Annotated in this window: 23 protein-coding genes and 2 pseudogenes; 6 read left to right on the forward strand and 19 right to left on the reverse strand. The window is 65.1% G+C overall.

What is annotated here, in order from left to right:
- Positions 1-32: 32 nt before the first annotated feature.
- The 9 genes and pseudogenes from V1457_RS24330 to V1457_RS24370 all read right to left on the reverse strand — a co-directional run bounded on the left by V1457_RS24330 (position 33) and on the right by V1457_RS24370 (position 8,176).
- Positions 33-1,238: an IS30 family transposase gene (locus tag V1457_RS24330; RefSeq protein WP_338605099.1), complete on the reverse strand. Its 1,206-nt coding sequence runs from the start codon at positions 1,236-1,238 to the stop codon at positions 33-35.
- A 406-nt stretch (positions 1,239-1,644) separates the two neighbouring features.
- Positions 1,645-2,351 (reverse strand): annotated as a pseudogene (locus V1457_RS24335) (transposase); the annotation flags it as partial.
- Positions 2,352-2,393: 42 nt separating this feature from the next.
- Positions 2,394-4,328 (reverse strand): recombinase family protein, encoded by a 1,935-nt coding sequence (locus V1457_RS24340; protein WP_338597105.1) that lies wholly within the window; start codon positions 4,326-4,328, stop codon positions 2,394-2,396.
- Positions 4,321-4,482 (reverse strand): hypothetical protein, encoded by a 162-nt coding sequence (locus tag V1457_RS24345; RefSeq protein WP_338597107.1) that lies wholly within the window; start codon positions 4,480-4,482, stop codon positions 4,321-4,323. Before V1457_RS24345 ends, V1457_RS24340 begins: the two co-directional genes overlap by 8 nt.
- Positions 4,479-6,605, reverse strand: a complete 2,127-nt coding sequence (locus V1457_RS24350) for a cell division protein FtsK (protein ID WP_338597109.1) — start codon at positions 6,603-6,605, stop codon at positions 4,479-4,481. Before V1457_RS24350 ends, V1457_RS24345 begins: the two co-directional genes overlap by 4 nt.
- The gene (locus V1457_RS24355; RefSeq protein WP_338605101.1) at positions 6,602-7,291 is read right to left on the reverse strand and encodes a hypothetical protein; all 690 of its coding nucleotides are present in this window, start codon (positions 7,289-7,291) and stop codon (positions 6,602-6,604) included. Before V1457_RS24355 ends, V1457_RS24350 begins: the two co-directional genes overlap by 4 nt.
- 2 nt (positions 7,292-7,293) lie before the next feature.
- Positions 7,294-7,620 (reverse strand): hypothetical protein, encoded by a 327-nt coding sequence (locus V1457_RS24360; protein ID WP_338597111.1) that lies wholly within the window; start codon positions 7,618-7,620, stop codon positions 7,294-7,296.
- A gap of 2 nt (positions 7,621-7,622) precedes the next feature.
- Entirely contained in the window at positions 7,623-7,970 is a 348-nt protein-coding gene (locus V1457_RS24365; RefSeq protein WP_338597114.1) for a WhiB family transcriptional regulator, read from the reverse strand.
- Positions 7,967-8,176: a helix-turn-helix domain-containing protein gene (locus V1457_RS24370; protein ID WP_338597116.1), complete on the reverse strand. Its 210-nt coding sequence runs from the start codon at positions 8,174-8,176 to the stop codon at positions 7,967-7,969. Before V1457_RS24370 ends, V1457_RS24365 begins: the two co-directional genes overlap by 4 nt.
- A 158-nt stretch (positions 8,177-8,334) precedes the next feature.
- On the opposite strand from V1457_RS24370, the gene V1457_RS24375 reads away from it, so the two are divergent.
- The 3 genes from V1457_RS24375 (at position 8,335) to V1457_RS24385 (ending at position 10,773) form a co-directional block, all read left to right on the forward strand.
- A complete protein-coding gene (locus V1457_RS24375; protein ID WP_338597118.1) occupies positions 8,335-8,715 on the forward strand; it encodes an XRE family transcriptional regulator in 381 nt (126 codons plus the stop codon).
- Between the two features lie 139 nt (positions 8,716-8,854).
- Positions 8,855-10,429 carry a transcriptional regulator gene (locus V1457_RS24380; protein WP_338597120.1) on the forward strand — a complete coding sequence of 525 codons (1,575 nt, stop codon included), beginning with the start codon at positions 8,855-8,857 and terminating at the stop codon, positions 10,427-10,429.
- On the forward strand, positions 10,414-10,773 hold the full coding sequence (locus tag V1457_RS24385; RefSeq protein ID WP_338597122.1) for a signal peptidase I: 360 nt from the start codon (positions 10,414-10,416) through the stop codon (positions 10,771-10,773). The genes V1457_RS24380 and V1457_RS24385 overlap by 16 nt, the downstream gene beginning before the upstream one ends.
- Here V1457_RS24385 and V1457_RS24390 read toward each other — a convergent pair.
- Positions 10,748-11,821, reverse strand: a complete 1,074-nt coding sequence (locus tag V1457_RS24390; protein ID WP_338597124.1) for a transcriptional regulator — start codon at positions 11,819-11,821, stop codon at positions 10,748-10,750. The two genes, V1457_RS24385 and V1457_RS24390, sit on opposite strands and share 26 nt — an antisense overlap.
- Positions 11,822-12,672: 851 nt before the next feature.
- Between V1457_RS24390 and V1457_RS24395 the strand changes: the two genes are divergently transcribed.
- Positions 12,673-12,969 (forward strand): hypothetical protein, encoded by a 297-nt coding sequence (locus V1457_RS24395; RefSeq protein ID WP_338597126.1) that lies wholly within the window; start codon positions 12,673-12,675, stop codon positions 12,967-12,969.
- A 126-nt stretch (positions 12,970-13,095) separates the two neighbouring features.
- Here V1457_RS24395 and V1457_RS30680 read toward each other — a convergent pair.
- The 9 genes and pseudogenes from V1457_RS30680 to V1457_RS24430 form a co-directional block, all read right to left on the reverse strand.
- Positions 13,096-13,266, reverse strand: a pseudogene (locus V1457_RS30680) (hypothetical protein); the annotation flags it as partial.
- A gap of 611 nt (positions 13,267-13,877) precedes the next feature.
- Positions 13,878-14,588, reverse strand: coding sequence for a HEPN domain-containing protein (locus V1457_RS24400; protein ID WP_338597127.1), 711 nt, complete (start codon positions 14,586-14,588; stop codon positions 13,878-13,880).
- A complete protein-coding gene (locus V1457_RS24405; RefSeq protein WP_338597129.1) occupies positions 14,575-15,633 on the reverse strand; it encodes a DUF262 domain-containing protein in 1,059 nt (352 codons plus the stop codon). The genes V1457_RS24400 and V1457_RS24405 overlap by 14 nt, the downstream gene beginning before the upstream one ends.
- Before the next feature lie 295 nt (positions 15,634-15,928).
- On the reverse strand, positions 15,929-17,848 hold the full coding sequence (locus V1457_RS24410) for a tetratricopeptide repeat protein (RefSeq protein WP_338597130.1): 1,920 nt from the start codon (positions 17,846-17,848) through the stop codon (positions 15,929-15,931).
- Complete coding sequence (locus V1457_RS24415) at positions 17,845-18,654, reverse strand: CBS domain-containing protein (protein ID WP_338597132.1); 810 nt, start codon at positions 18,652-18,654, stop codon at positions 17,845-17,847. Before V1457_RS24415 ends, V1457_RS24410 begins: the two co-directional genes overlap by 4 nt.
- 37 nt (positions 18,655-18,691) lie before the next feature.
- Positions 18,692-18,907, reverse strand: a complete 216-nt coding sequence (locus tag V1457_RS30685) for an IS3 family transposase (protein ID WP_407074795.1) — start codon at positions 18,905-18,907, stop codon at positions 18,692-18,694.
- A 461-nt stretch (positions 18,908-19,368) separates the two neighbouring features.
- The gene (locus V1457_RS24420; protein WP_338597134.1) at positions 19,369-20,583 is read right to left on the reverse strand and encodes a recombinase family protein; all 1,215 of its coding nucleotides are present in this window, start codon (positions 20,581-20,583) and stop codon (positions 19,369-19,371) included.
- 226 nt (positions 20,584-20,809) lie between these two features.
- Positions 20,810-21,175, reverse strand: a complete 366-nt coding sequence (locus V1457_RS24425) for a hypothetical protein (protein WP_338597136.1) — start codon at positions 21,173-21,175, stop codon at positions 20,810-20,812.
- 876 nt (positions 21,176-22,051) lie between these two features.
- A complete protein-coding gene (locus V1457_RS24430) occupies positions 22,052-22,504 on the reverse strand; it encodes a YbaB/EbfC family nucleoid-associated protein (protein WP_338597137.1) in 453 nt (150 codons plus the stop codon).
- Positions 22,505-22,618: 114 nt separating this feature from the next.
- On the opposite strand from V1457_RS24430, the gene V1457_RS24435 reads away from it, so the two are divergent.
- On the forward strand, positions 22,619-22,882 hold the full coding sequence (locus V1457_RS24435) for a hypothetical protein (protein WP_338597138.1): 264 nt from the start codon (positions 22,619-22,621) through the stop codon (positions 22,880-22,882).
- Complete coding sequence (locus V1457_RS24440) at positions 22,879-25,059, forward strand: LysM peptidoglycan-binding domain-containing protein (protein WP_338597139.1); 2,181 nt, start codon at positions 22,879-22,881, stop codon at positions 25,057-25,059. The genes V1457_RS24435 and V1457_RS24440 overlap by 4 nt, the downstream gene beginning before the upstream one ends.
- Positions 25,060-25,488 lie beyond the last annotated feature (429 nt).

Consider the following 25,488-nt stretch of genomic DNA (forward strand, 5'->3'; position numbering starts at 1 on the left):
TTGGATTCCAGCGGTTGTCGCAACGATCGAGGTCATGACGCGTCCAGTAAAGCACTGAGACGTTCCGCTGGTGTGTCCCACCCGAGCGCTGCTCGGGGGCGGGCGTTGAGCTCGTCGGCCACGGATCGTAGTGCGTTCACGTCATGGACGCGTAGGTCGGAACTTCGCGGAAAGTATTGGCGCAGCAGGCCGTTCGTGTTCTCGTTGCTGCCGCGTTGCCACGGGGAGCCCGGATCGCAGAAGTAGACCTCGATGTTCGTGGCTGATGCGAAAGCGCGGTGTTCGGCCATTTCGGCCCCCTGGTCCCAGGTCAAGGTGCCTCGTAAGGCGGCCGGGAGCGGAGACATCGTGGTGATGAGGCTATCCCGAACGGACTCGGCGGTGCGGTCATCACCGAGGTGGGCAAGCATCACGTAGCGACTGGAACGCTCGACCAGGGTCGCGATCGCTGACTTGCCGTTCGCGCCGATGATCAAGTCCCCTTCCCAATGCCCTGGTGAGGTCCTCGTCTCGACAACGCGAGGCCGCATCGTGATCGGTGTTATCGGATCGATGAAGCGGGGGCGTCGCTGATGGGGATCTCGGCGGGGTTTGCGGACAGCGCGTCCCCGGCGCAGGTGGCCGGCGAGGTCGCGTTGCAGCGTGCCGCGGGCATGGACATAGATCGCCTGATAGATCGTCTCAGTGCTGACCTGCATGGACGGAACCATGTCGAAATCTTTGCCCAGCCGTCGGCTGATCTGCTGCGGCGACCACTTCTGCTGCAACCTCGCCTGCACGTAGGTCTGCAACTCGGGGTTGGCGATGAGTTTCGGCTGCCGTGGCCGCAAACGACGCCGCACCGACGCTCGATGCGCCGTATGCGGCAGATACCCACTCGACGATGCCGCGTTTCGCCGCAGTTCGCGACTGACAGTCGAGGGCGCGCGACCGAGTTCGGCCGCGATCTGCCGCATCGAAGCTCCGGACCGGCGAAGATCATGCAAACGTTCGCGCTCCAGCAAACTCAGGTACCGAGGATGAATGACCTTCTCGACGCGATCGAGATCGAGCTGACCACCAAGAACGTTGACCTTGCGTGCCGTCGTCACACCCGCCAGTATCGGATCTTGCTGATACCGCACCACGCGCCCGTCGGGATAAACCCGTCCACGGTGGATGATCGTGATGCCCTTGTCCCAATCCGCTGCGGACCGCTTGTCGGCCCGGACCCGCTTCGCTGCCTGCGCCCGCGTCAAGCCCGTGGCTCGCAACCGCAGGAACTCCTCGCGCCTCGGGTGCACCCGACGCGACTCGCTGGTGAATATTCCCGCCTCGTGAGCCCACTTGTAGCAGGTCACCCGCGTAAACCCGAGCTCACGAGCCACAGCCGAGACATTGCCGCGCTCGCGGAGCAAACGGAAGAACTCGGCCTTGTCCTCCTCCGAATACACGCGCGGACTCGCTCGCCGCATCGTCAGGCCGACCTTGCGCAACCACGTATAGGCCGCGGCTGGTGTCACCCCCGCGTCCTCGGCCGCCGCCCGCACCGTGCCACCACGGTCGATCAGCTCAAAAAACCGTTCCCACTGCTGCCGGCTGTACTTCCTCGCCGCCATCGACACCACTCCCAGCTGGTGTTGCGACGACTACTCGAATCCGAGCAGTGGGGTGCTCGGTGATATCGGTCAACCATGTCGCGTCCGGTCGCGTGGCGGTGAAGTCACGTCCCACGAGGTCGTCGTGCACCGGCGGGCCCGGCGTGCGGCTGGTGCGGCGCTTGCGGGCATGCACCGAACGGATGGCCTGCTGCGAGCACAGCCGGCCGATGCGGTTTTCGCTGGCCTGATGACCAGCCTGCTGGAGCTCGTCGGCGATCAGCCGGTAGCCCAGTCCGGGATCCTCAGCGTGTCGGTCCAGGGCAGCGTTGGTCAGGTGCGCATCGTCCCAGTCCCGTTGCGATACCGGGCGGGCTGTCCACTGGTAGTAGGCCTGGGGTGAAAACCCCAGGACCCGGCAGGTCACCGCCACCGGCACCCGGATGGGTGCCTGCGCGGCGGCAAGGTCGCGGACCAGCGGGTAGATCATTTTGGGTTGATATCGCGCGAGAGATACGCCGCTGCCCTGCGCAGCACCTCGTTTTCCTGCTCCAGCAGCCGGTTGCGCTTACGCAGCTCGGTCAGCTCAGCGGAGTCATCCTTGGCAGTGGCACCGGCTCGCTGACCGTCCTCAGCATCGGCGGCCTTGAGCCAGTTCGTCAGGCAGGACTCCGAGATCCCGAAATCCTTCGCGACCTGCTTCAACGGGGCCTCGCCCCGGCGGGCCACAGCGACCACGTCATCACGGAACTCACGCGGGTACGGCTTGGGCATAACGACATCCTTCCAGCGAGGCCAAACCTCACAGATCAGATGTCAACCAAAGCCTGGGCAGTCCCCTTGTGTGCCCTTCCTGTCGGGACGGCGGGATTCGGAACCCGCGACTCTTGAGCGCGGGCCAACGGCGCGCTCAATTCTGTTCCTCGAGGTCGTAGCGCCACTCACTCCAGCACAATCGTCGTCTCCACACCGAGCGCGTGGACGTACTGGGCAACTCCGTCCTCGGACACGCGCGGTAACCACACGCGGCGAGATCGTAGCTTCTACGACTCGTGCGTGTGGTTCGTACTTTAAGGAGAGTTGCAGGCTCTCGTACAGCTTGCTCAATCTCTCCGGCTTCCCGTCCGCCAACGCGGCGCCTACGTCACCGAGCGAATCGATCATGGCGTAGACCTCCCCATCGCTGAACGTGTGTGCCTCGGGTGTGCCGTCCAGTTCTGCTTGCGCGGCGGCTCGGTCGGCTTGTGCCGTGTTGATGGCGTCGATCAGGGCCGCCGGGTCGGCTCCGGCCTCGACAGCCGATTGCAGGCGGTGCAACCGCGTCGTTGCGTCGGCGAGCCGCTTCCGCAGCGCCTCTTTCGGGCCGCTCCCCTGACCGGGCTCCGCTTGGGAGTCGAGCAACGCCGAGACGGTGCGGTCGACGTTCTCGCGGGCGAACAGGCGCCCGATCCAGGCGTTGAGCGGTTCCAGGACATCGGCCTCGCGGAGATTCACGGTGCGCGGATGCTCGGCCAAGACTTCGGAGCCTGGCGCGATCGACCGCGCCAAGCACCGGTAGTAGGTCTCGCGCTTGCGGATCACCGCTCCGTGCATCTTGCGGCCGCAGAACCCACAACGCGCCATACCGCGCAGCAGGTACGGCCGGGAGCCACTGGTGCGGGTGCGTTCCAACTTCGCGATTCCCCGGTTGCCGCCCGTCGACCGGGACCGGCGGCGAAGCTGGGCTTGCGTGAAGTCCTCGACCGACACGATTTCCGGATGCGCCGGTGCGCGGGAGCGCACGATGCGATCAGGACTGGAACGACGGAACCGGGTGACATGGCCCGCCGCGACGTCATCAGGATCGATCAGAGTTTCGTGCTTGGTCCAGCGCCCGAAGATCGCATAGCCGGTGTAGCGGGGGTTCTCCAAAATCGCTCGAACAGTGCTCGCCTGCCAGCCGTCGGCGAGCCGGTGCCGGTTCTGGTCCGGCCGGTTCGCCGACGGGCAGGGAACCCCATCCCGGTTGAGCCGGTTCGCAATCGCCCGGTCACCCATCCCATCCAGGTAGCTCCGGAAAATTTCGCGGACGACATCGGCGGATGCGTCGTCGACCGCAAGGACTTTGAGCCGGTGCCCCTCGGCGGCCTTGCCCGGGTTCGGGTGCGGACCGCCGTCCACGGTGACGTACCCGTACGGCGCCCGGCCGCCCTGATGGCGACCCTCGTTAAGCACCTGTGCATCCATCGCCGCCCGGACCCGAGCCTGCACGTGTTGGCGCTCGGACTCGCTCATGCCGCCGAGCACGCTCATCAGCATCTTGTGCGACGGGTTGCGCATGTCGAATTTGCCGCCCAGCTCCGGCACCCACAGATCCACCCCGTAGGCATCGAACTTCGGCGCGATCAGCGAGAACTGGTTGCCGAACCAGCACCGGGTTCCTTCGCCGACCACTACGGCGTTCCAACGCCGGTTCGGGTCCTTCAACGCTCCGAGCAGTTGCGAGGCAGCGTCCCGGCGCTCCCACGGCACCGATCGGGATTGGCCCACGTCGAAGTACTCGGCGGCGACGACCCCGCCGAGAGGTTCCACGAACTTCTGAGCGTTCCCGAGCTGCCAGCCGTGCGAGGTCTCCGGGTCCTGGTTGTCCTCGGTCGAGCAGCGCCCGTAGAAGGCAACCGGCCCGATGCCCGCGCCCGTGGTCTCAGCCACCTCGACGCCGAGCAGCTCATCCAGCACCGACAGCGGGTGCGAGCCGATTTCATCAGTCACGTCGTTCACCTCTCGCGGCCCCGCCCGGGGCCTCGATGTCCGTCAGTTCGACCAGCATGGCAAGCAATGCGCGGCAGGTCTGCGGGGTCAGCTCGGGAAGTTCTGCCGGTACGTGGACGGTGATCGCCTCGTCTCGCTCGTCTCCCCTGCTCACGCCTGATCGTCCTCTCCGTCCGCATCGGAGCCGATTTCATCAGTCGCGAGCCGTTCCACCGCGGCGCGGATCTCCGCGGTGAAGTAGCCGCGAACGCGCCGGGTCTCGCCGTCGTCCGCAGGAATCCGGTTGCGGGTCGGACGGCACCCCAAGTCGCCCATCTGCTGCGCGAAAACTCCGGGAGCCAGGTCGAGCGCGTCGGCGAGTTCCGCGGTGGGCACGAACTCACGGTCGTTGAGTTCGGGGCCGAGGTAGTGGCACACCGCGGCCAACGGTTCGGGCAGGTTCTCCGGTTCGGGCGTTGCGGCTGTTCCTGTGTCGAGTGCTTTGACCACGGCTGTTTCGTCGATCGCCTGCTGGTCGTCGTCGCCGCTCGCGTGACCGGTCAGCGTCCCGGCCGCCTCCCGAAGCGCGCGGCCCCGCTCGCAGATGCTGCGCCAGTCGGCGTTGACCATGTAGTAGGTCCGCACGGTCAGCGCAACGGCTTCCTCTCCGGCGTCGGTGTCCCCGTCCGGGCGGAGGATTCCCACTCCCTTGTGATGCGTCAGCAGCGCGGAGGCGTCGAAGCCGCGGGTGTTCATCTGCTCGCCGAGCACGATGTTGGAATCGCGCCAGTCCATCACCCGCAACGCGAACCGCGAGCCGAGAACCGCGCGCAGCCGAGACGGGATCGTGTTCGAGTCCGGCCGCTGAGTTGCCAGGATGACCACGATGCCGACAGCCGGTCCCTTCCGCGCCAGGTAGGTCAGCAAGTCCGCGATGTAGCCGCCGAGCGTCGTCTTGCGCCCGCCCACTTCCTCGCGTTCCGAGTTCTCCAGGAACACCTGTACCTCATCGATGATCACGGCAGTGATCGGCATCCCGAGCGCCGAATCCCTCGATATGGCAGGGGTAATCTTCGACTCGGGGCAGATCTCGTCATCCAATGTGGACATCCGGGAGTAGCGACTTTGAACCTCTGCGACCAACTCGACGAGGTGATCACGAACGGCCGTCGTGTGCTCGACCTCGTCGCCGCAGACGAACCGGTGCGCGACCGCTTCCGCAGCCTCCCAGTCCTTTCCGCCCTTCCCGTCGAACACGTAGAGCCGGGTGTACGGATCGAGGACCAGCCCGGCGGCCGGAATCCGCGCCGCCGATGTTTTGCCCTGACGTGGAATCGCGCCCACGAGCAGCGACGTCCACACCAACGGCAGGTCGACCCGCCGGTTACGGGCGTCCAGCCCGAACGGGATCGGCCGCCAGGCGTCCCACCAGTCCGCATCGAGAAGCGGGAGCCGGACGGGTGGTCCGGCGTAAGGGTCCTCATCGGCAACCCACAGGAAGACCCGCCCGGCATGGCCGCCGCGCCCGCGGACCCGCTCGACGATGAGCTGAACCTCATCCACCGCCAGCGCGGAAGCAAGCGCCTCCCGATTCTTGACCACGTCGGCGGCTTTCCGGGTCGCCGGAAGGTCCACTGTGATCGCCCAGCCGTCCCCGGCCCGCGCCGCGCGCTCGACCAACCGCAGCGACTCGTCCTTGCCGATCAGCTTCGCGTCCCGGAAGGCGTCGACCAGGACTTGCGGCTCCATCGTCCACGCGAACGACCGCGGACCCGACAGAACCGGTTTGCGCCCCGGCGCGCCTTCCTTGCGGCGGCCCACGATCGCCAGCGTCACAGCCGCGACACCTGCCGCGGTCCACAGAACCAGCGACCCAAAGCAGACCCAGAGGACCAGGTGCACGGCAGCGGCGAACAGCGCCACCGCTCCCGTGACCTTCCACCGGAACAAGGTGAGTTCACGGATCTCGATGAACTTGTCAGCGAGCTTTTCGGAGTGCTCGGCGGCGTCCCGGTAGTCGCGCACTCCCACCCAACGCCGCCAGGCACGCGCGGCCAGCACGGCACCACGCCAGACCGCGCCGAGGAACAACTTCGGCGAGTACACGGTGAACGCGGCGGCATCGAAAGCGGCGCCCCTGAACGCCAGCCGGGAACGGAGCGCGGCGGGCACCCACGACGAACGACGCCACCACTCGGCGGACCGGCGCCACCATCCCGATTTCCGCATTGGCGACTCGTCGTCCACGATGTCCGCCTCGAAGATGTGCCGCTCCACTTCGTTCGGATTCGTGCTCATGCGTGGACCTCGCTTCCGTCCACTTCGGCCGCTAGCGTCGACGCCAACCGCGAGGACAGGCCGCGGGAGCAACCGGTGACTTGCCTGACCCACGCAGGCGTGACCGAGATGCCCGGCCGCCAGGCCGACCGCGCCCGACTCAGGTACTCGTCGAAGGACACCCGCCGCTTGTTCGCGGGAGGTTCGATGTCCGCTTCGGCTTGCTCGTCAGCGTTCACCGCCATGTCTCGCGCGGCCTCACTCAGCTTGTCCCGGAGATCCGTCACCGCCTCAGCGGCGACGAACACCACCAACGGCGGTACGGAATGCAGCACCGCCAGCGCCGCCGAGGCATCCGCGAACGCTTCCCAGGTGTTCATGACGTACGTGGCCGCGAGCGTGAACCACTTCGCGCCGCGAACCCATCCACCGGTGCGGATGCCGTAGCGGGCCGTGACCTGCTCGGCGCGCAGCACCGCAAGCAGGACCAGGGAGACCATCGGATCGAGCAGCCACGCGGCCCACCAGGCCAGCGACCACATCGCCGCGCCCGCCGCCGCGAAGCTCTGAACGTTGGTCATGGTGAATGCGAGCCCGAGCAGGATTCCCGTCCAGCACAGCCGGTCGACCTGCATCCGAGTCCGCTCCACCGCTTCGGCTTCGGTGGAGGCGGGCGGCCTCGACCGCCCGCGCTCCGCTCCCCGCATGTTCATCGCCGACCGCCTTTCCGGCGCGGCTCCTCGACCGTGACTGTCATTGCCCTGGTCAAGGCGTAAGCAGCCATGATCGCCGGAACGATGAGCACTGCCCACAGCAACGCCCGGTTCTCGGCGTGGCTGATCACGAGCCACTGCACACCGACGATCCCGGTCGCGGTGATTAGGACTCGACTGGTCAGTGACATCAGCCGTGTCCCCGTCCGCGCGGCCTCGCTCGCCCGCCGCGCGGCCCGCGCACTCGCCCTACGCAATCCGATCAGGGCGACCAGCACGGCGACGCCGATCATGATCTCCAGCGGGGTCAGTTGGGTCATCATGGTCAGTCACCTCCCTGCGCGCGTTCGCCGCGCTGTTGCCAATGCATGAGCAGGTCGCGCCGGTCGTCCTCGGGCAAGGCACCGAACACGCCGACCGTGTCCGCGCCCGCCGTGCGGAGTTCGAGTTCCAAGCACTCGTCCTGAACCGGGCAGCCCGCGCAGAGCCGTTCGGCAAGTTCCCGGTCACTGAGCTGTTCGCCGCTCCACGGCGGTTCGTCGTGCGGCTCGCTCCACATACAGGTGCCGTCGCGGCGCACGATCTCGACAAGTACCGCGGTCGCCACCCAGCGCAGGCGGTCCAGTCGCCAAGCGATGCTGATCAGCCGCAGATCGTTGAACGGGCTGTTCACCGGCCACCTCCGGAATCGGAGGGCTGCCCGAGCAGCCGCACGAGCGAGCGGGCCGGGACGACCAGCCGCCCGCGTTGCCGGACGGCCCGGAGGCTGCCGACTCGGATGGCGCGGGAGACGGCGGAGGGTTCGACGCCGAGGATCGAAGCGGTTTGGCGAATCGTGTAGACGGCCGACCGCTGGGCGTCACGAATTCCGGAATGCATGAAAAGTCCCCTTGGGATAATGATTTCATCCGTATGTTGATGAAATCAGCGCTTCAGTGGCCATGAAGGTTCCCGTTCCGCGAAAAGCGCGGTGTCACGGGTGGAGAGCGGAGGGAGAACCGTTAACCTCGGCGCCGAGGCGGAGCGCGGAGGAATAGGTGACGGAAGATTGGGCGGCAGTCGCCGCCGCCATCAACGAGCGCGTGAACGCGCTCGGATGGCGTCAACGGGAACTCGCGGACCGGTCCCGCGTATCGCAGGCAATCGTTCGCGAGATCCAGCACCACACGGTGGAGCGGCGGCGAAGCTCGCGGACGCTGGAGTCCCTCTCCACCACCCTCGGGTGGCAGCCGCAGCACTTGGACGCCGTGCTGCACGGCTACACGCCTCCTGAGCTGCCAGGAGAGGCCGAACGCGGCGATGCGATGTGGTCCCGCCTGGAGGCCGTCGAACAGCGCCTCATCGAGATCACCGAGCGTCTCGACGACTTGCAATCCGACCTGAAAACGGTGGTCGAGCATGTCCGCCCGAACCGGTAGAAGCGATTCCTCGGAGCTGCTGATTTCCATGCCATTGATTTCATCCGGAATCGCGCTCGATCCCCATGCATCAGCGACGCACTTCCAGTGCACGTCCGGTGCAGAACCAATGCACAACGCCATTCCGGAGCCCTGACGTATGGACATGACCAGCGGATGGACGGGCAGCGCCGCCTGCGCATTGCAGGCGGCTTTACGGCTCAGCAACGAGGGATTCGCGGAGCATCTCGGAGTAGCTACCCGCACCGTGGCCGGGTGGCATCAGAAGCCGGATATGCGACCGAAACCGGAGATGCAACAGCTTCTCGACACGGCATTGGACCAGGCATCGGCGCCGGTAAAAGATCGCTTCGCTGCTCTCACCGCACATTCCCCGGCGACGGACCCGCCAGAGCCAGGTCCGGCGACCACCGATGCCGAGCAGCGGTTGAGCAGCGATCGGAACATCAGCGCGGCCCTCGACTGGGTCGATCAACACGCTGGTTGGGAGCCGGGAACCGCGCGGCGAAAGACCGCTGCACGACTGGTCGCACTCGACGAACGCTCGTTGGAAGATCGCGGCAACAAACGCGGGCGCGTGAACCAACGCGACATCGCGCACGCGCTCAGCGACTACTACCGGGACCGGCCCGGCGCACACGGTCTCTACAGCGCGAACTACGGCGACCACGAAGCCGCCACGAGCATCTTGACCAGCCCAGATTGGCTCGATCCCAACACCCCGCTGATCGCGTCGCACGATCGGTTGCGCGTTGCGCCCGATGCTGGTGCCAACGTCTCGTTGGACGCGGAAGCGGCGTCACGAGCGGTCGAGCGACTGGCGGAGACCCTGGTGATGGGGGTTCGGCTGGTAGACATGCCGCTCTATCAGCTGCTCGGGGTCGACTTCGACGGCGGCCGGATCGGCGGCTCCCTCGGCGTTACCCGTTTCGTCGAGTACGCGCTGACAATGGATCTGCTCGAAGCCGAGCTGGTCGACGCGCTCGCGGAAGGAACTCCGGCGCAACCGGGCGCGCTCCCCTTGCGGGATCGACACCTACCCGACGCATCATCGGTCCTGGACCTGCCTGCCCGGTTGTGCGCGGGTGGCACGCTCGCGCTCTGCGCAATCGCCCGGCCAGCAAGCCCGTTCCGCGGCGACGCCGACTATCTGCTGTTGGTTCAGGAGCGTTCCGGGCACGTGCTGAACGCCTTTCGCCGCCTTGCGGTCACGCCGAAGGGCTTCCACCAGCCGTTGACGGATGTGCGCGCCGAAGCCCAGATCGGTGCGACTCTCCGCCGAGAGATGGAAGAGGAGCTGTTCGGCCGCGACGAGATCGACAACACGGTGGGCGATCAGCGCAAAGCCGACCCGATGCACCCGAGCAGGCTGACCGAGCCGATGAGCTGGCTACTGGAGGAACCCGGCCGCTTGCGCACGGAGTGCACCGGCTTCGGCTTGAACCTGGTCAGCGGCAACTTCGAGTTCGCCGGTCTGACCGTGATCGAGGATGAAGAGTTCTGGAAGCGCTTCGGCGGCCAGATCGAAGCCAACTGGGAAGCATCCAGCCTGCACCAGTATTCCAGCCTCGACGGCGACTTCCTGGCCGAACTCGTGCGCGATGTAGCGTGGAGCAACGAAGGACTGTTCGCCTTCCTGCAAGGGCTCCGACGCTTGGCCGCCCTCGGCGGGGACCGGGTGGACCTGCCGGGCATCGAATGGGAGCTGAAGTAGTGGGCGGCAACTGGCATCGCGGGAACGCCGCCGAGGACGGCAAGGAAACCCGAGGCTGGCTGCTCGGCCACTTCATGCCCGAACAGGACGTGCGCCACTCCACCGACATCGAAGTCAAGTGGGGAATCCACGAACCCGGCGAGAAGCGCACCGAGTGGGCCTCCGACGCCGAGCGCACGACGATGCTTCTGCTCGTGCAGGGCCGCTTCCGGCTCGACCTCGCGGAATCAAGCACCACCTTGGAGAGCCAAGGTGATTATGTGGTGTGGGGTCCTGGTCACGAACACCGGTGGGAGGCGCTGACGGACGCCGTCGTGATCACCGTCCGCTGGCCGACTTCGTAAACGCTGCTTCCACTGTGGGCAGATCAAGCCGAGTATCGTCGCTCTCGCCGAGCCTGCGGATTCCCTGCAGCAGCGCGAAAAGTCCTTCGTTGCTCCATGATTCGTCGGCAACAAGCTGTTTCAGCAGGTCGCGGTCCTGTGTGGAGTAGAGCCGCAGCCCCGAAGTCTCCCAGTTGGCTTCGACCGCGCCGCCGTACCTCCGCCAGAACTCTTCGTCCTCGATCACGATCAGGCTTGCGAACTCGTAGTTCCCGCTCACCAGGTTGAAGCCGAACCCGGTGCTCTCCATCCGCAACCGACCCGGTTCGTCCGAGAGCCACCGCATCGGCTCGGACAACCGAGTCCGATGCATCGGCGCTGCGACACGCGGTTCGCCCGCGGTGCTGTCCACTTCGGCCCGGCCGAACAGCTCGGCTTCCAGCTCTCGCCGGAGTGTCGCGCCGATGCGTGTTTCCGCACGGGGTTCTTTCAACGGCTGGTGGAAGCCCTTCGGGATCACGGCGAGCTGACCGGATGCGTTGAGCACGCTGCCCGAGCGCTCCTGCACCAGCAGCGCGAAGTCCGCAGGGCCGCGGTACGGATCGGCCGGCCGCGCAATCGCACAGAGCGCGAGAACACCACCGGCACAGACCCGCTCGGGCAGATCCAACACGGCGGCAAGGTCCGGCAGGTACTTGTCCCGCAGAGAGACCCGCCCCGGTCGAATTGGCTGTCCGGCGCTGATCGCGTCGAGAAGTTCGCCTTCGAGCAGGTCTGCGGTGAGCGCGTACTCGACGAACGGGATCAGCCCTACCGAGCCGCTGATACTCGCGTTCGTCAGATCGACGTCCTGGAGGCGGTAGAGCGGCGCGTTGGTCAGCCGCACGTCCAACGCAGCCACTTCCGCCAGCCGGTGAACGGCGCGCTTGGTGTCGACATCGCGGGCCGTCGAGAGCTCGCGTTCGTCCAGCGTCAACAGATCACGGTCGGGAGCCACCGGACAGCCGAGATCCACCCATTCCGGCCGCGTGACGATGCTGGTCAGGAAGTCGCTGCCGTCGCACACCACGTTGTACATGTCGCAGTCCGCGGAGGACTGCCCGTAGTAGTCCGCGAGCGCATCGGCCACTTCGCTTCGCCGCACACGGGATCGCCGCGCGTTGCGATCCAGGAGTTCACCGGCGCTCAGCCGAGCGAGGCGAGACCGCACCTTGTGCTTGGCGGCATCAGCCGACCATCCGGCGTGTTCGTCGAGCCAATCGAGCGCTGATCCGAAGTCGCTCGGATTTGCGTCGCTGCGAAGTGGTGCTGGTTGAGACGGCCTCGCGGCCCTGTTGGGACTGCGGGAGCTCTGAACCGGCGGTTCGTTACCGCCGTGCGCCGCGGCCGAACTCGTCGGCCCTTCAGCCTTGGCCGACTCGACCGGTTCGGCAAGCAACGTGCCGATCGGTTCACCGAAGATCCGTTCTAACAGCCGAGCCGTCACCGGCCGAACAGGTCCGAGCGGCTTTCCGCCAGGTCCGCGCCCGGACACGAGCCGTTGCAGGTGCCGAACGCCGAGCGTTCCCGGCTCGCCGTGCTCGCACGCGAAGTTCTCCGCGTACTCGGCGAACTCGTCCAAGGTCTGCCGACGTTCCCGTATCCGCTGTTCGAGCACCGTCCGGTAGCTCCACACCACCGATCCCCTCCCCGCAGAGGTCGCCTCGTGTCGTCCGTAAGTCGCCCCGAGGTCGTTCCCGGCCGATATCAGCACGGACACACTGATTTCAGTCTGACACGGACCGACGCAATCAAGGTCCAAAGCCGTCCGGCGCGGCGCACTCCGCCTCCCTCATGCCGTCGCCGGACCCCACCGCGGGCGGAGCCGGGAACCCCCGTCACCCAGCTCCGCCCGCGGTCAACCTCCCGAGGAGATCGCCCATGTCCGACACGGTCCAGTGGTTCCAATACAAGCGGGGAATCGTCGGCGAGTCTCAGCGCGTCGTGCACTGCGCCCGCGCGGCCGGTGACGAACGGCTGGTCTCGTGGTGCCGTCGCGAGTTCGACCCGACCGCAGTCGAGCCGACCGCGGAACCCGGGGCAACGCCAGCACCCGGCGAGGCGACGCCGCACGGTCCGTGCATCCCGTGCCTGCTCCTCGTCACGTCGGCGACGGAAACGAATGACAGCGTGGCTGCACCGCCCGCCCGTGACGGATTGCCTCATGGCGTGCGGTGAAGCGGTGATGTTGCGCAAATACGCCTGGATGGCCAGCGATCTGGAGTCGCGGTGGCATCTGGTACTTCGCGCATGGGTGGGCACTTTTCCGGTCGCCGCGTGCGGACACCGTCTATCCGGCCGAGTTCACCGCACACTGGGTGAAATTCCGTTTGCCGACGCCAGGAACCTACAACGAGGCGTTTGCCACGCCTGTCGGCACGCGGTGGCCTCCGGAGCCGAGCGAGCCGCCGTCTCGCACTTTCGCGCTATGGCCGGGACGCTGTCCCGTCCCACCAACTGCCTGTCGCCAGCGGCCTCAGCACGCGGTTTCGGGACAGCCGGGACAGCCCACGAAGGGCCGTCCCGCGGCCATCATGCGACCGAAGCTGCAGGTCACCGCCCCTCTCATCGGGCGTCGCGCTGTCCCTCGCGGAGACAGCACCGAACCGCAGTGGGACACCGGTCGTCCTCTGCTGAAGCGTGCCGGGTGGTGTCACCGCCGAGCCTGGAACGTACCCGCCGAACCATTCCCGTAAGCTTCGGAAGGAGCGAATGGTGCACGAACCGACTCATAACGCCCGGAAAAGGAGGTAACTGTATCTCCGATCCCAGTTTCTATCGAAGTTAGTCATCCCGTAACAGGCATAGGAACGACACGGACCAGCACGAGACCGACGCCGACGAAGACGAATAAGTAATTCCCCGCTGTGGTCACCGATGGCCGGGGCTGTAGAAATACTCTACATCCCCGGCCTAATGTCATGGTTGGGCTGATCAGGTGACGTCGCAGGCTGGCGACCGCCACTCAAGATCGGATCGGTATCGTTCCCGCCTGGGCGAGATTCGAGGGGAGAACCGCTTGACTTACGGGGATCGCGACTTTCTGCGACAAGCGTCCCGATACCCGTCCGCGTCAGCCTCTTGAATCAATTTACTAGATACTGGCGCTGTGCAATATAAGTTATCCACGTATCAGTGAAATGCTGCGCAAATGCGCTTACTTCATCGACGTATCGCTCGACTTCAGGAGATGAAGATCCAGCTTGTTTGAATATCTCCGCAAATGGAAGGTTTCCATGAGCAATGTCGTTTCTCATGAGTGCTGCTTTCTGAAGCGAAGCACCCCAGGACACCTGAGGAAATGTATCATTAGGCAAGCCGTAAATCGCCCAGATCCTGTAATAGTGCTCCGGCTTCAGAGTTTTTCCATCGAGCGGCGGCTGGATCGAACCTTTTGTTACCGGCAATTGAATAATGCTGTCAGTGACATCTAGAGTGGTTGCAAATCGGCGTCGGTCCCATATCTTTTTATGGTCCCGGAGGTCACGGAGGCTCTCGAATACCTCATGTGCAGCAAGCTGCCTTAAGCATGGAGATAACTCTTTGTAGGATATTTTGAGGGAATTAAGTTCACTATGTGTAGAACCTATCGCGAATCGAGTTAGGTGTTCCAACTCTGCACATATGCCTACCACAGCCGCTCCACGCGATTCTTGCTCAACAAATATCCAGTGGTCAGAATTTCCCTGAGCAAGCGTTGCCGAATGTAGCATATACATTTTCAACTGGTCGACACGACGAGAAAATCTGTTATGTTCTTGAACAATTTCTTGGACGAGGTCATCATGCGCGGCCACTGAATATCTCTTTCGCACGGTCGATCCGACTGGTCAGCATAGCGCGTGTATTTGTTGCCCCCGTAGATGAATCTTTCAATTTATTATCTTCAGTCCAACCGGGGTTTGGCATTATCACCGGGACCCCAGATTCCTGCAGTTCAGCTATCGCTACTATGCACGCCTCAAACTGCACAACCGGGGTTACGTTCGTGCTTTTGCGCAGGAACGGTCCATCGCAGATTTCATAAAGACGTCTGATCGCTTTTTGGAAAGACTGGCCCTCAGCATCGTAGGAGAACTCTTTGGAGGCCGCTACCATGTATTCGTTTAGAAACTTTTCGACCTTGCCATTAAATTTGTCCCTTGCGTTCTTATATGCGAAAAATTTCAAGACTTGCTCGGCCTTGGTTCCGTCATTTTGTTTAGCTTGTTGCAGCTTTAGAAGAGCACCTAGAGACGGATCGACAGACAAGTTTTCGATAAATTGATTAAACTCACCACGATAAACACAAGCTCGAACTTCTTGCGGCGACAGAGAAACAGACCCCTTGTTCAGTCGCTCAAACAAGTCGAAACGAATTTGGAGATCGCTTTTATCCGTAAGAGAGACAACTTGAAGCGGCTGCCGACCGAAATAGACGCGAAGATTCTTCGGGAGATCGCTGAACTTTTTACCGTTTAGTTGCGTGAGCTTGTCCAGCCCTTCAAGCTGCAACGGTTCTGTCCGACTAATCAGGGAAAGGTCAGAAGACTCGACAGCCATAAAATGCATTAGAGTGGAAAGCCGCTGCAGGCCGTCAACTATTTCCCACTGGAATCCAACGTTTGTTGCTACGAATAGAGGAGGGATAGGTAGACCAAGAAAAACTGATTCGATAAAAGTCGACTCGTTGTCGAGGTTCCATCGAAACTTCCGCTGATACGTCGGGGCGACATTGAGCTCTTCCTCCGCCATCATGCGGATCAGCTCACGGGCCGAAAAATTGTGGTTTGCTACGTCAACCTTTTTCCGTTCCTCCAGTAGTTGCTCATCGAGCTGGTCCAAGCTGTCGCTCTGCGTCATGCGTAGAGGATAGATCGTGGGACAGCCCGGGTGTAGAAGTACCGTCGTAAACGCTTGCTCACCAGGGTAGAAAGCGACGTTGGCCGCAACCGTCGCTGCCGGATGATGCCTGCCGGACAGTCACGCCCCTGTGGCACCTCAGCAACGTGCGTTCAGGGTGCCAGGGAATACGGTCGTCGGGAGAGCTCCCTGTACGTGGGAGCCCGTACAACGACCTAATCGGGGATCCTGATCCGTGTAGTAGCGCGCAACTTTCCCCACCGACGACGAACAGGAACCCGTTCCTGCAGAGTTTTCAAGAGACAGCTGGCCCGTCATCTGACAACCGCCGTTTCCAACGCGCGAGGTCGTTGCGGGTGCTCAACGTGTCAGGGTGATCAGGCCCCAACACCCGCAGCTCGTCAGCGAGCAACTCCTCCAACACGACGACCGCTCCAGCTGGGTCACCAGCCTCTCCACGCCAACGCGCGAGGTTGTTGCGGCTACTCAACGTGTCAGGGTGATCAGGCCCCAACACCCGCAGCTCGTCAGCGAGCAACTCCTCCAACACGACGACCGCTCCAGCTGGGTCACCAGCCTCTCCACGCCAACGCGCGAGGTTGTTGCGGCTACTCAACGTGTCAGGGTGATCAGGCCCCAACACCCGCAGCTCGTCAGCGAGCAACTCCTCCAACACGACGACCGCTCCAGCTGGGTCACCAGCCTCTCCACGCCAACGCGCGAGGTTGTTGCGGCTACTCAACGTGTCAGGGTGATCAGGCCCCAACACCCGCAGCTCGTCAGCGAGCAACTCCTCCAACACGACGACCGCTCCAGCTGGGTCACCAGCCTCTCCACGCCAACGCGCGAGGTTGTTGCGGCTACTCAACGTGTCAGGGTGATCAGGCCCCAACACCCGCAGCTCGTCAGCGAGCAACTCCTCCAACACGACGACCGCTCCAGCTGGGTCACCAGCCTCTCCACGCCAACGCGCGAGGTTGTTGCGGCTACTCAACGTGTCAGGGTGATCAGGCCCCAACACCCGCAATTGGTCTGTCAAGAACTGTTCGTCGGCTTCACCCTCCTCCGGTCGCTCCTGGATGAGTTCGACAACAGAAAGACTGGGCGTGCGCTGGGCAATGACGAGCAGCTTCCCCAATACCCAGCGGTTTGAGGGCGATGGCCAAAGGATCACCCTCGAGCCTATGGGCCAGCCATCGGCCGATTCGCTGACGACGTGGGTGGCGATCAAGCACTCGCCGGGGGCGAGCCTGGCCAGCAAGGAGCGCCGCTCAGCGGGACTAGTGCTCGCGGTGATAACCGCGCTTGGTGGCGTGCCGCAGTCCGTGAGGTGACCAGCAATGTATGTGGCATCTGTGGGGGTTCCCGCGAGTACGATGCATCGAGCGCCTGTCCTTAGTGCGCCCGATACGGCATCGTGCACAGCCTTTAGACGGGTTTCGTCGCCGAGTGAATCCTCGATGCGGTCAAGGAGTGCCCATGCGCGTGCAGCGAACTCGTTGCGCCCTGGCTGAACCGAGGCCAGGGAGCGCAGCTGCGCGTGCAGCTCGGGAAGACTGTCGCTGCGCAACGCGAAGGGGACTTCACTGTGGGCGGCGGACTCCGAAAGGAGGGAAATGGCCTTATCGCGCAAATCGCGCTCATCCGAGGCCGGTGTGAAGGGGACCCCGATCGGGGTGAGGTACCCGTCTGCCAAAAGTTTCTCGATGCTGATCGTCCAAAGCTGCGTCCACTGAGGCCCCCACCGGAGTTGATGGGGAAAGTTTACGACCGCGATCGCGCGTGAGGTGCGCAAGTGCAAGCGCTCGAAAGCGGCGTCGAGTTCCGCTGGGGGCTCATCGTGTATGATTATCCCGAAGTCTAGCTGCGACAGCGCCCTACTACTTGGCCCGTGCTGAGTCGCTGCATAAGTCGCGACAAAAACCCCTGTTCGGCGTGTGGCGGGTTTCTCGAGAAGGTCGAGCGCGACTTCTGCCGTGACGTCCGTGACGGGCACGAGGCTATCGCCGCGCAGCCGGTCGACCCATTGCTGCACCAACACTCGGCGAGGCGACAGCACGAGGACGAGTGACTCCGAGGCGACCTCACGGATGTAGAGCTCTAAGACGCGGCGCATCCCCGAACCCGGGGGTCCTGACACCACCCCGTACCGAGGAGCGTCGTGTTCCCGCAGGATGCTTAGGAGCTGCTGCTGGTGAGGGCGCAGCGCGGTCATCGGTCACCTCCTCGGATCATCGTCTTGCGTCGGAGCCATCGCGCGACGTCACTCAGCTGTTGCAGTTCTTCTGCGGATATTTCGTCGCGGAAGTGGAAGACCTTGTTACGGATTTCCTGGACTGGTACAAGCGTGGTGCGTACCAGTTCCCTATTGGCTCCGAAGGCTAAACGGAAGAACCGGCCGAAGTTCGGTCCGTGCAGTAGGACGGAGAACAACTCGCTGAGGGTTAGGTCCTCCAGTCCGTTGCCGACCTGCGGAGCATCAGACGCGAGCCCAGCGGTTACGCAGTCCGCGAGTTCGTTCGCTGCGCACGTAGACCGCATCAGGCCGCGGATCGCCAGTTCGATGTCCTGCAACAACATAAATGGACGCGTCCTATGCCACAAGAAACGGTTGACGTCTGCAGTTGTGACGACGGCTAGCAGCCGATCCTCGTCTCCGACCAGCACTGCATGGTCAGCCTCGAGAAAGTCCACGACCTCGCTCACGTCCTGCGAAGCCCGCACGAATCGCAGTTCTTCGACGAGATCGTCCACAGGCGTAGCGATGGGGTGGTCCTGGGCACGCACGTGACGCAGCCCGCGAGCGAGTGAACGGTGGGTGAACGTGCCGATGACCCTGTCATCGACTGTGGTGACCGGAAGCTGATCGAAGTTATGCCGCCGCATCAAATCGAGTGCCTGCTCAACCTTCGTGCCGACGGAGACAGTCATTACGTCCTGGTCGTCGGGCACGAGCTGGCTCACCCGGAAGAACCCAGTTGTGCGCAGCACGGCAGCAAGAGTGCTTTCCGGCTCAAGCACGCAGGACCTCACCCAGCTCGGATACCTAGCCAGGCGATCATTGTAGCTGCGGACCCGCCAAGTGACGCCGACAGAGGTGGCCCGCTGCCAGGTGATCTTGGTGGGGCGAACACTCTCCCATCAACGCGAGTCTCCGGCCCACAAAGGTCAGTTCGACCCGCTTGGTATTGACCATGTGGCCCCGTTGGCGCAGCTCAGAGTGCACTCGCGGCGAGCCGTAGGTGACTCCGGAGTCGTGGTGTACCGTGCGGATCTCGTCGACCGGCTGGGCCTCGACCTACTGGGGCCACGCGAGAACTGGTGACGTGGTGCGCGGGGTTACCGCTGGCGTTGACATCGCCGCCGGTCGTGCAGTCCTTGACCCGCACATTCCGCTCACGGAGTTGGCTGAGGACCTCCGTGATCGCCGTGCATTGAAGCACTCGTTGCGGGCGCTGAAGCTCTACGAGGAGCTCCAGATCGACGTAAGCGGCTCGCACGCGCTCAACGAGGTCGGCTGGTACTCGGCAAAACTAGGCAACTTCACCGGTGGCCACGACCACTGCACAACCGCGTTCGAACGCTCCCGCGGCGCCGTCGACCGCGGCTCCGGACAGTCAGGACAGCGGCTGCTGTCGTTGGTCTGGCTGACGCTGCTAAAGCTGCAGTCTACGGGCCGCTCCCACACCGACAGGTACAGCAGAGAGACCCGCCAACGTCGATTCGCCCACGCTTCTACTCGGGCTCCGGCAGTTCGAGGCGTGTGGATAGTGCGCAACTCCGTCCTCGGACACGCGCACTATTCACCCGGCCTCGTGCCGGGTGAATGTGTATGTCGGCGGCGTGCTCGTCGTGCTGGTAGCGGATATGCAGGTCGACGGCCGCGTAGAGGTCCGCCAGCCGCTCCGGCCTCCCCTGCGAGAGCGCTGCGCCGACGTTACCGAGCGAGTCGATCATGGCGTGGATCTCCGCGTCGGTGAGCGTGCTGGGCGTGGGCGCGTGCTCCAGTTCGGCTTTGAGCGCAGCTCGCTCCTTCTGGGCCGAGTTGATCGCCTCAACCATCGCAGCTGGGTCGACGCCCGCTTCGATCGCGGCGTGGAACCGGCTCAACCGCGACTCGACGCCGGCGAGCTTCTGCTCCAACCGGGCCTGCTCACTCGGGCCGCTGCCCGGCCCGCCTTGCGAATCGACCAGAGCGGCCACCGTCCCGTCGATGTTCTCGCGGTCGAACAGCCGCCCGAGCCAGCCGTTGACCGCCTCCCGGATGAGGTCCTCCCGGAGGTAGACCGCAGGCGGATGCGATTCCAGCACCGGCGAGCCCGGAGCGAGGGTCCGGGCCGGGCACCGGTAGTACATGCCGTGCGCCCGAGGGCTCGCCTCCATCTTGCGTCCGCACAACGCGCACCGGATACGTCCCCGGAACAGGTAGGTGTGCTTCGTCGACCGGCAGCTGCGCTCGGCCTTCCGAGCGGTCTGGAGACCTCCGGCAGCCTTCGAGCGCCGCAACAGCTGGGCTCGGGTGAACTCCTCGACCGAGATGATCTCGGGATGCGCCGGCTCCCGCGACCTCACGACGCGATCAGGCGCGGACCGCCGGAACCGCACCGCGCTGCCCGCCGCCACGTCATCCGGATCGATCAACATCTCCTGCCGAGTCCACCGGCCGAAGAACGCGTAACCCGTGTAGCGCGGGTTCTCCAAGATCGCACGGACCGTGCTGGCCTGCCACCCGTCCGCGATCCGATGCCGGTTCTGCTCCGGCCGCCGCTCCGACGGGCACGGGATGCGATCGCGATTGAGCCCGTTCGCGATAGCCCTGTCCCCCACGCCGTCCACGTACTCGGCGAACATCCGCCGCACCACCGCAGCGGCCTCCTCATCAGTGGCCAACACCCGCAACCGGTAGCCCTCCGCGGCCTTCCGCGGATTCGGGTGCGGCCCACCGTCCACAGTGACGTACCCGAACGGCGCCCGACCACCCTCTGAGGCCGACCCTCATTCACAACCTGCGCATCCATCGCGGCACGAACACGAGCCTGCACGTGCTGGCGCTCCGACTCGCTCATACCGCCCAGCACGCTCATCAACATCTTGTGCGACGGGTTCAGCGGGTCGAACTTCCCACCCAACTCCGGCACCCACAGCTCAACGCCGTGCGCGGCGAACTTCGGCGCGATCAACGAGAACTGGTTACCGAACCAGCACCGGGTGCCCTCGCCGACACCACCGCGCCCCAACCGCGATTCGGATTCTTCAACGCCGCCAGCAACCGGCTGGCCTCGTGGCGGCGTTCCCACGGCACCGACCGGGATTGCCCGATGTCGAAGTACTCGGTGCTGACGGTCCCTCCGAGCGGTTCGACGAACTTCCGCGCGGTGTCGAGCTGCCAGGAGTGCAACGTCTCCGGATCCTGGTTGTCCTCGGTCGAACAGCGCCCGTAAAACGCGACCGGGCCGATCGCCTGGTCGGCGGGCTCGGTGGCCTCGACGCCCATCAGCTCGTCGAGCACGGCCCACGGGTCGTCGCTGATTTCAGCAGTCACCCCCACCTCCTTCCCGAGGCCGTTCCGGGGCCTCGATCTCGGTGATGTCGACCAGTATGGCAAGCAAGGCCCGACACGATTGAGCTGTCAGGACCGGGAGTTCGTCGGGCACGCGAACGGTGATCTCTTCAGCGGGTCCGCTTCCGGCGCTCACTCCTGCCCCACCGCAACGTCCGCACCGAAACCGAAGCGCTCAACCGGCACCCGGAGAGCATCGGTCGAACAACCACGGACACACCTGATCCCGCCGCACTCCGCCGAATTCCGGCAGCGGGCCGGCCGACGACCGAGGCATCCCGCCTGCTGCACGACAACACCAGGAACCAACTCGAGGGCATCGGCGAACTCCGCGGTGACCGCGAGCGATTCCCCGCCAGCACCGGTCCCACCATCCGGCTCGCACTCAGGCACCAACAGGCTCCCAGGAGACATGAAGTTCCTCTCCCACGACTGCCACGGACACCCTGAAGTCCGCGCACCCAGCGCCCACCGGTCACCAGCCCGTCGGGGAGCAGGAAGTCCACCTCCACCTCGGTGCGGATGCTCGTGCTCTCCGCGCACCTGGAGGTGGGCCGTTGTCGGCACGCACGTGGAGGTGGGCCGGCCAGCGGGGACTACGACCAGGTGGCGGGCGTGTGCTTTCCACGCACGTGAAGGTGGGCCGGTCTGCTCGCCTCCACGTAGCCGTCGGTAGAGAAGGTAAAGCGCGTCTGCCTCTGCCGGTACGACTACGAAACCGGCCGCGGACGCGCTATCGAGGTGTCATGGAGCCGTGCTTGCGCAGCGCATCGGCAGTTCTCCTGTGCGCCGGAGGCAGTCGCTGAAGTCTACGAGCGACGGCTGAACCAGCGGCACCCCGCCTCGCATCATCACCGGTCAGCGCAGGAAGCTGCGGCTGGAGAAGTCCTCGTCGTCATCGTCGGCGTGGCGGGGCGGCGAGGACGGCTCGGCGGCCTCGTCGGGTTCGGCCGGGAACTGGCGGGCGTAGTTGTCGGCCATCGCCGCGATGCTGGCGGTGTCGTCGGGGACCTTCTCCTGCATGAGTCCGACGACCTGGTCGCCGAGGGTGGATTGCGCCTTGCGGAAGGCGGTCATCAGCTCACCGGCCAAGTGGTTCGGCCGCATCGTGCGCACATCGTCGGTCAGCTCGATGTTCACCGGGGCTCCGTTGCGGTCCACGGTCACGCGGATCGCGCCGTTGCCCGCCTCACCTCTGTCGGTGATCTTGTCCATCTCCGCGGTCAGGGCCCGGTACAACTCGGCCTTGGCCTGCACCTGCGCCGCCCATGCGTCGATGCGCTGCCGCATCTCCTCCGGACCCCCGGACATCTCTGCACCCTCCTGGCCACGAGTTCGCCTGCCACAACCGGAAAACTTGCGACTCGCCGAAGAGGTTACCTCTACGATCACGCGTGTCACCGGCAGTTGCGAGAGCAGGAGGACGTGGACGTGACGCAGGGATTCGGCCTGATCACGACCGAGTTGGAGACCCATCGGCGCAACCTCACCGACGTCTCCGAAACCCTGTCGAGCACCGGTGGAGGCGCCGGCGGGCTCGGTGCCCCGCCCAGCTTCTTCGGGATCATCGGCGAGTTCATCCCCGGCATGCTCCAGCCTCTGGTCGACGAAGCCGGACAGGTCATCAACGCCGGCGCCGAATCGGTCCGCGAGACCGCCTCGCCTGGCCCGACCTCCGCGACTGGATGATCGCCGCCTACCACGAGATCCGGCTGCAACTGCCCACTGACGAGATCATCGTCCTCATCGGACTGATCGTGCTCTGGAGCCTGTGGGCAGTGCTGATCTGCTGCCTTCTCGCCGACACCCTCGCGGTCGTGCGCTACGGCGCCCACCGGCTCCGAATCCACCGCCCGCGCGGGCTCCGCGGGTGGATCACCGCGGTGGTCACCACCACCGCGCTCGCCGGCACCGCCGCACCCAGCCTCGCCTCCACCCCGCCCACCGAGAACACCACCAGCGCACCCCGCGAACCCGACCAGCCCCAGCACGACTCCCCCACGAGCACACCTGCCGCTGGGGCCACCACCGACGAGGACCGCGACCCCGACCCGTCCCTGCTCGGCCCCGCCGCCTACGTCCACCGCGGCGACAGCCTCTGGACCCTCGCCGCCGCACACCTCGGCGACGGCACCCGGTGGCGCGAGATCGCCGAGCTCAACCCCCACCTCACCCCGCACCCGCAAGTCCTGCGCGCCGGGCAATGGCTCCACATGCCCACCGACGCCGACCACCTGCACCCACCACACCTCCCCACCCCCACCCGGTGGATCACCGTCACCCCCGGCGACACCCTCGCCGGCCTCGCCGAACACCACCTCGGCGACCCCGAACGCTGGCAGGAGATCTACGCGCTCAACCGCGGACGCACCCAATCCACACCCAGCCACACCGCACTGCACAACCCCGACACCCTCATGCCCGGCTGGCGCCTGGCACTCCCGCCCACCCCGGCTCCTCTGGCCGAGCCGAGCCAGCAGACCCCCGCAGAGCCCCCACCGCGCCCCGAGCACATTCCCTCGACACCGGCCCCGGATCCTGAACCCCACGCCGAATCCCCAACGCCAGGCATCGAGGCACCGCCGATCCGGGGCGAAGCCGGGATCGTGCTGGGACTCGCGGCCGCCGGCTCCCTCGCCGCGGCCTACCGGTGGCGCAGGCGCCGCGTGCCCCACCCGCCGACGAGCACGCTCCCAGCCGTGTACTCGCTGCCGGTCGCACCGGACCACCGCGACGAAGAACTCCCACCCGAAGCTCCTGCAAACGGACCTGCCTTCCTCAGCGCGCCTGCGCGCTCCCACGTCGGCGAGGCTGGTGACGACAATGCCGCCATCCGGCCAAGGGCCGATAGCGAGCCGCCCACACCTACCGAGCACGGAGACGCCGTCGTGGGAACGGAGGAACACGCCGAGCAGCCGTCTACGGCCGAGGAACGCATCCACGGCCCGCGCCCGGCCTGTGGTGGGCAGGACTTCCCGACGGAAGCGTCGCTACAAGGCACTTCGGTCGCGCACAACGACGAGCTCCCCGTGACCTCCACCGAAGACTCCGAGCACGAACCCGCGGAGACGACCACCGCCGCCGACGCGCTCGCGCGCACGCCCGCTCCGCCTGCGCAGTTGACGGTGTTCGGGCCCCCGACGCTGACCTGGCAGCGACCCGATGGCACCGAGCAGGACTTCACCTCCGCGCTGGCCCCGAAGCACCGGGCGCTGCTGCTGTTCCTCGCACTGCACCCGACCGGCACCTACCGCGAGGCCGTCCGCGAAGCACTCTGGCCCGACGCACGAGGAAACCGCCGGTACAACTCCTACTACGCCACCGTCTCGCAACTACACAAACGCCTCGCTGCAGCCACCGGTGAGCCGGTCAGCGATCTCGTCCGCCACGACGACGAACACGTCGCCCTCAACCCCGACCTCGTCGCCGTGGACTACTGGGAATTCCTGTCTGCCGAGCGCGATCAACGACGCGCCGATACCGAACGACAGCGTCTCGCCGCGTGGGAGCGGATCGTGCGCACCTACCGCGGTGAACTCGCCGCCGGCCATTCGGCGCTCTGGCTCGACGGCCCCCGCGAAGCCGCTCACCGCACCGCGGTCGACGCGCTCAGCGGAATGGCCGCCGCCCACCGCCAGCACCCCGAACGGCGACTCCCACTCCTCGAACACGCCAGAAGCCTCGACCCGCACAACGAGAACCTCTACCGCGACATCATGCGCACCCAAGCCGAACTCGGCCTCACCGACGCCATCAGCCGCACCGTCGAGCTGCTGACCACAACCCTCGCCGACATCGGCGAACGTCCACACCCGAACACACTGATGCTGGCCCGGTCACTTCAGGCTGAGTTCCGCCAGTCATAAGCCCTGGGGCGCACGCAGCATCGCCTGGCTGGCCGGCTACCGACGCCTGATCACCCGCTACGAACCCTGCCGGCACCTTCGAACTTGCCACACCGTCGCGCAAACTGCTGCAACATAACGAAGGCCAAACAAGCCACATGAGACGCTTTCAAGCGCTAGTTCAGGGCACGACTGAGCTCCTATGGCACGCTCACTCGACTCCGACCGCATGATCATAATTTCAGTTTATGAATGGGCATACTCGATCTCCGAGATGAAGTCACTATCGGCCAGAGCAAGCTGACCTAGTGCTTTAATAAGACAAAAAGGGCGCTGGTTTCGCCTTCCGTACGTCAATCGGCAGGGAGCGCGCCAGCAAGCTCGTACACACCATAGGCGCCGAGGTGCCGGTACGCCACGAGCCGACTGTCTCTGCGCGCGCGACAAACG

The organism is Saccharopolyspora sp. SCSIO 74807, assembly GCF_037023755.1.
GTDB lineage: Bacteria > Actinomycetota > Actinomycetes > Mycobacteriales > Pseudonocardiaceae > Saccharopolyspora_C > Saccharopolyspora_C galaxeae.

Coding starts and splice junctions, on each gene's coding strand:
- V1457_RS24410 (WP_338597130.1), bottom strand. CDS start 17,848: ATGACCGCGCTGCGCCCTCACCAGCAGCAGCTCCTAAGCATCCTGCGG.
- V1457_RS24355 (WP_338605101.1), bottom strand. CDS start 7,291: ATGCGGGGAGCGGAGCGCGGGCGGTCGAGGCCGCCCGCCTCCACCGAA.
- V1457_RS24440 (WP_338597139.1), top strand. CDS start 22,879: ATGATCGCCGCCTACCACGAGATCCGGCTGCAACTGCCCACTGACGAG.
- V1457_RS24395 (WP_338597126.1), top strand. CDS start 12,673: ATGTCCGACACGGTCCAGTGGTTCCAATACAAGCGGGGAATCGTCGGC.
- V1457_RS24405 (WP_338597129.1), bottom strand. CDS start 15,633: ATGACGCAGAGCGACAGCTTGGACCAGCTCGATGAGCAACTACTGGAG.
- V1457_RS24380 (WP_338597120.1), top strand. CDS start 8,855: ATGGACATGACCAGCGGATGGACGGGCAGCGCCGCCTGCGCATTGCAG.
- V1457_RS24370 (WP_338597116.1), bottom strand. CDS start 8,176: ATGCATTCCGGAATTCGTGACGCCCAGCGGTCGGCCGTCTACACGATT.
- V1457_RS24360 (WP_338597111.1), bottom strand. CDS start 7,620: ATGATGACCCAACTGACCCCGCTGGAGATCATGATCGGCGTCGCCGTG.
- V1457_RS24385 (WP_338597122.1), top strand. CDS start 10,414: ATGGGAGCTGAAGTAGTGGGCGGCAACTGGCATCGCGGGAACGCCGCC.
- V1457_RS24350 (WP_338597109.1), bottom strand. CDS start 6,605: ATGAGCACGAATCCGAACGAAGTGGAGCGGCACATCTTCGAGGCGGAC.
- V1457_RS24430 (WP_338597137.1), bottom strand. CDS start 22,504: ATGTCCGGGGGTCCGGAGGAGATGCGGCAGCGCATCGACGCATGGGCG.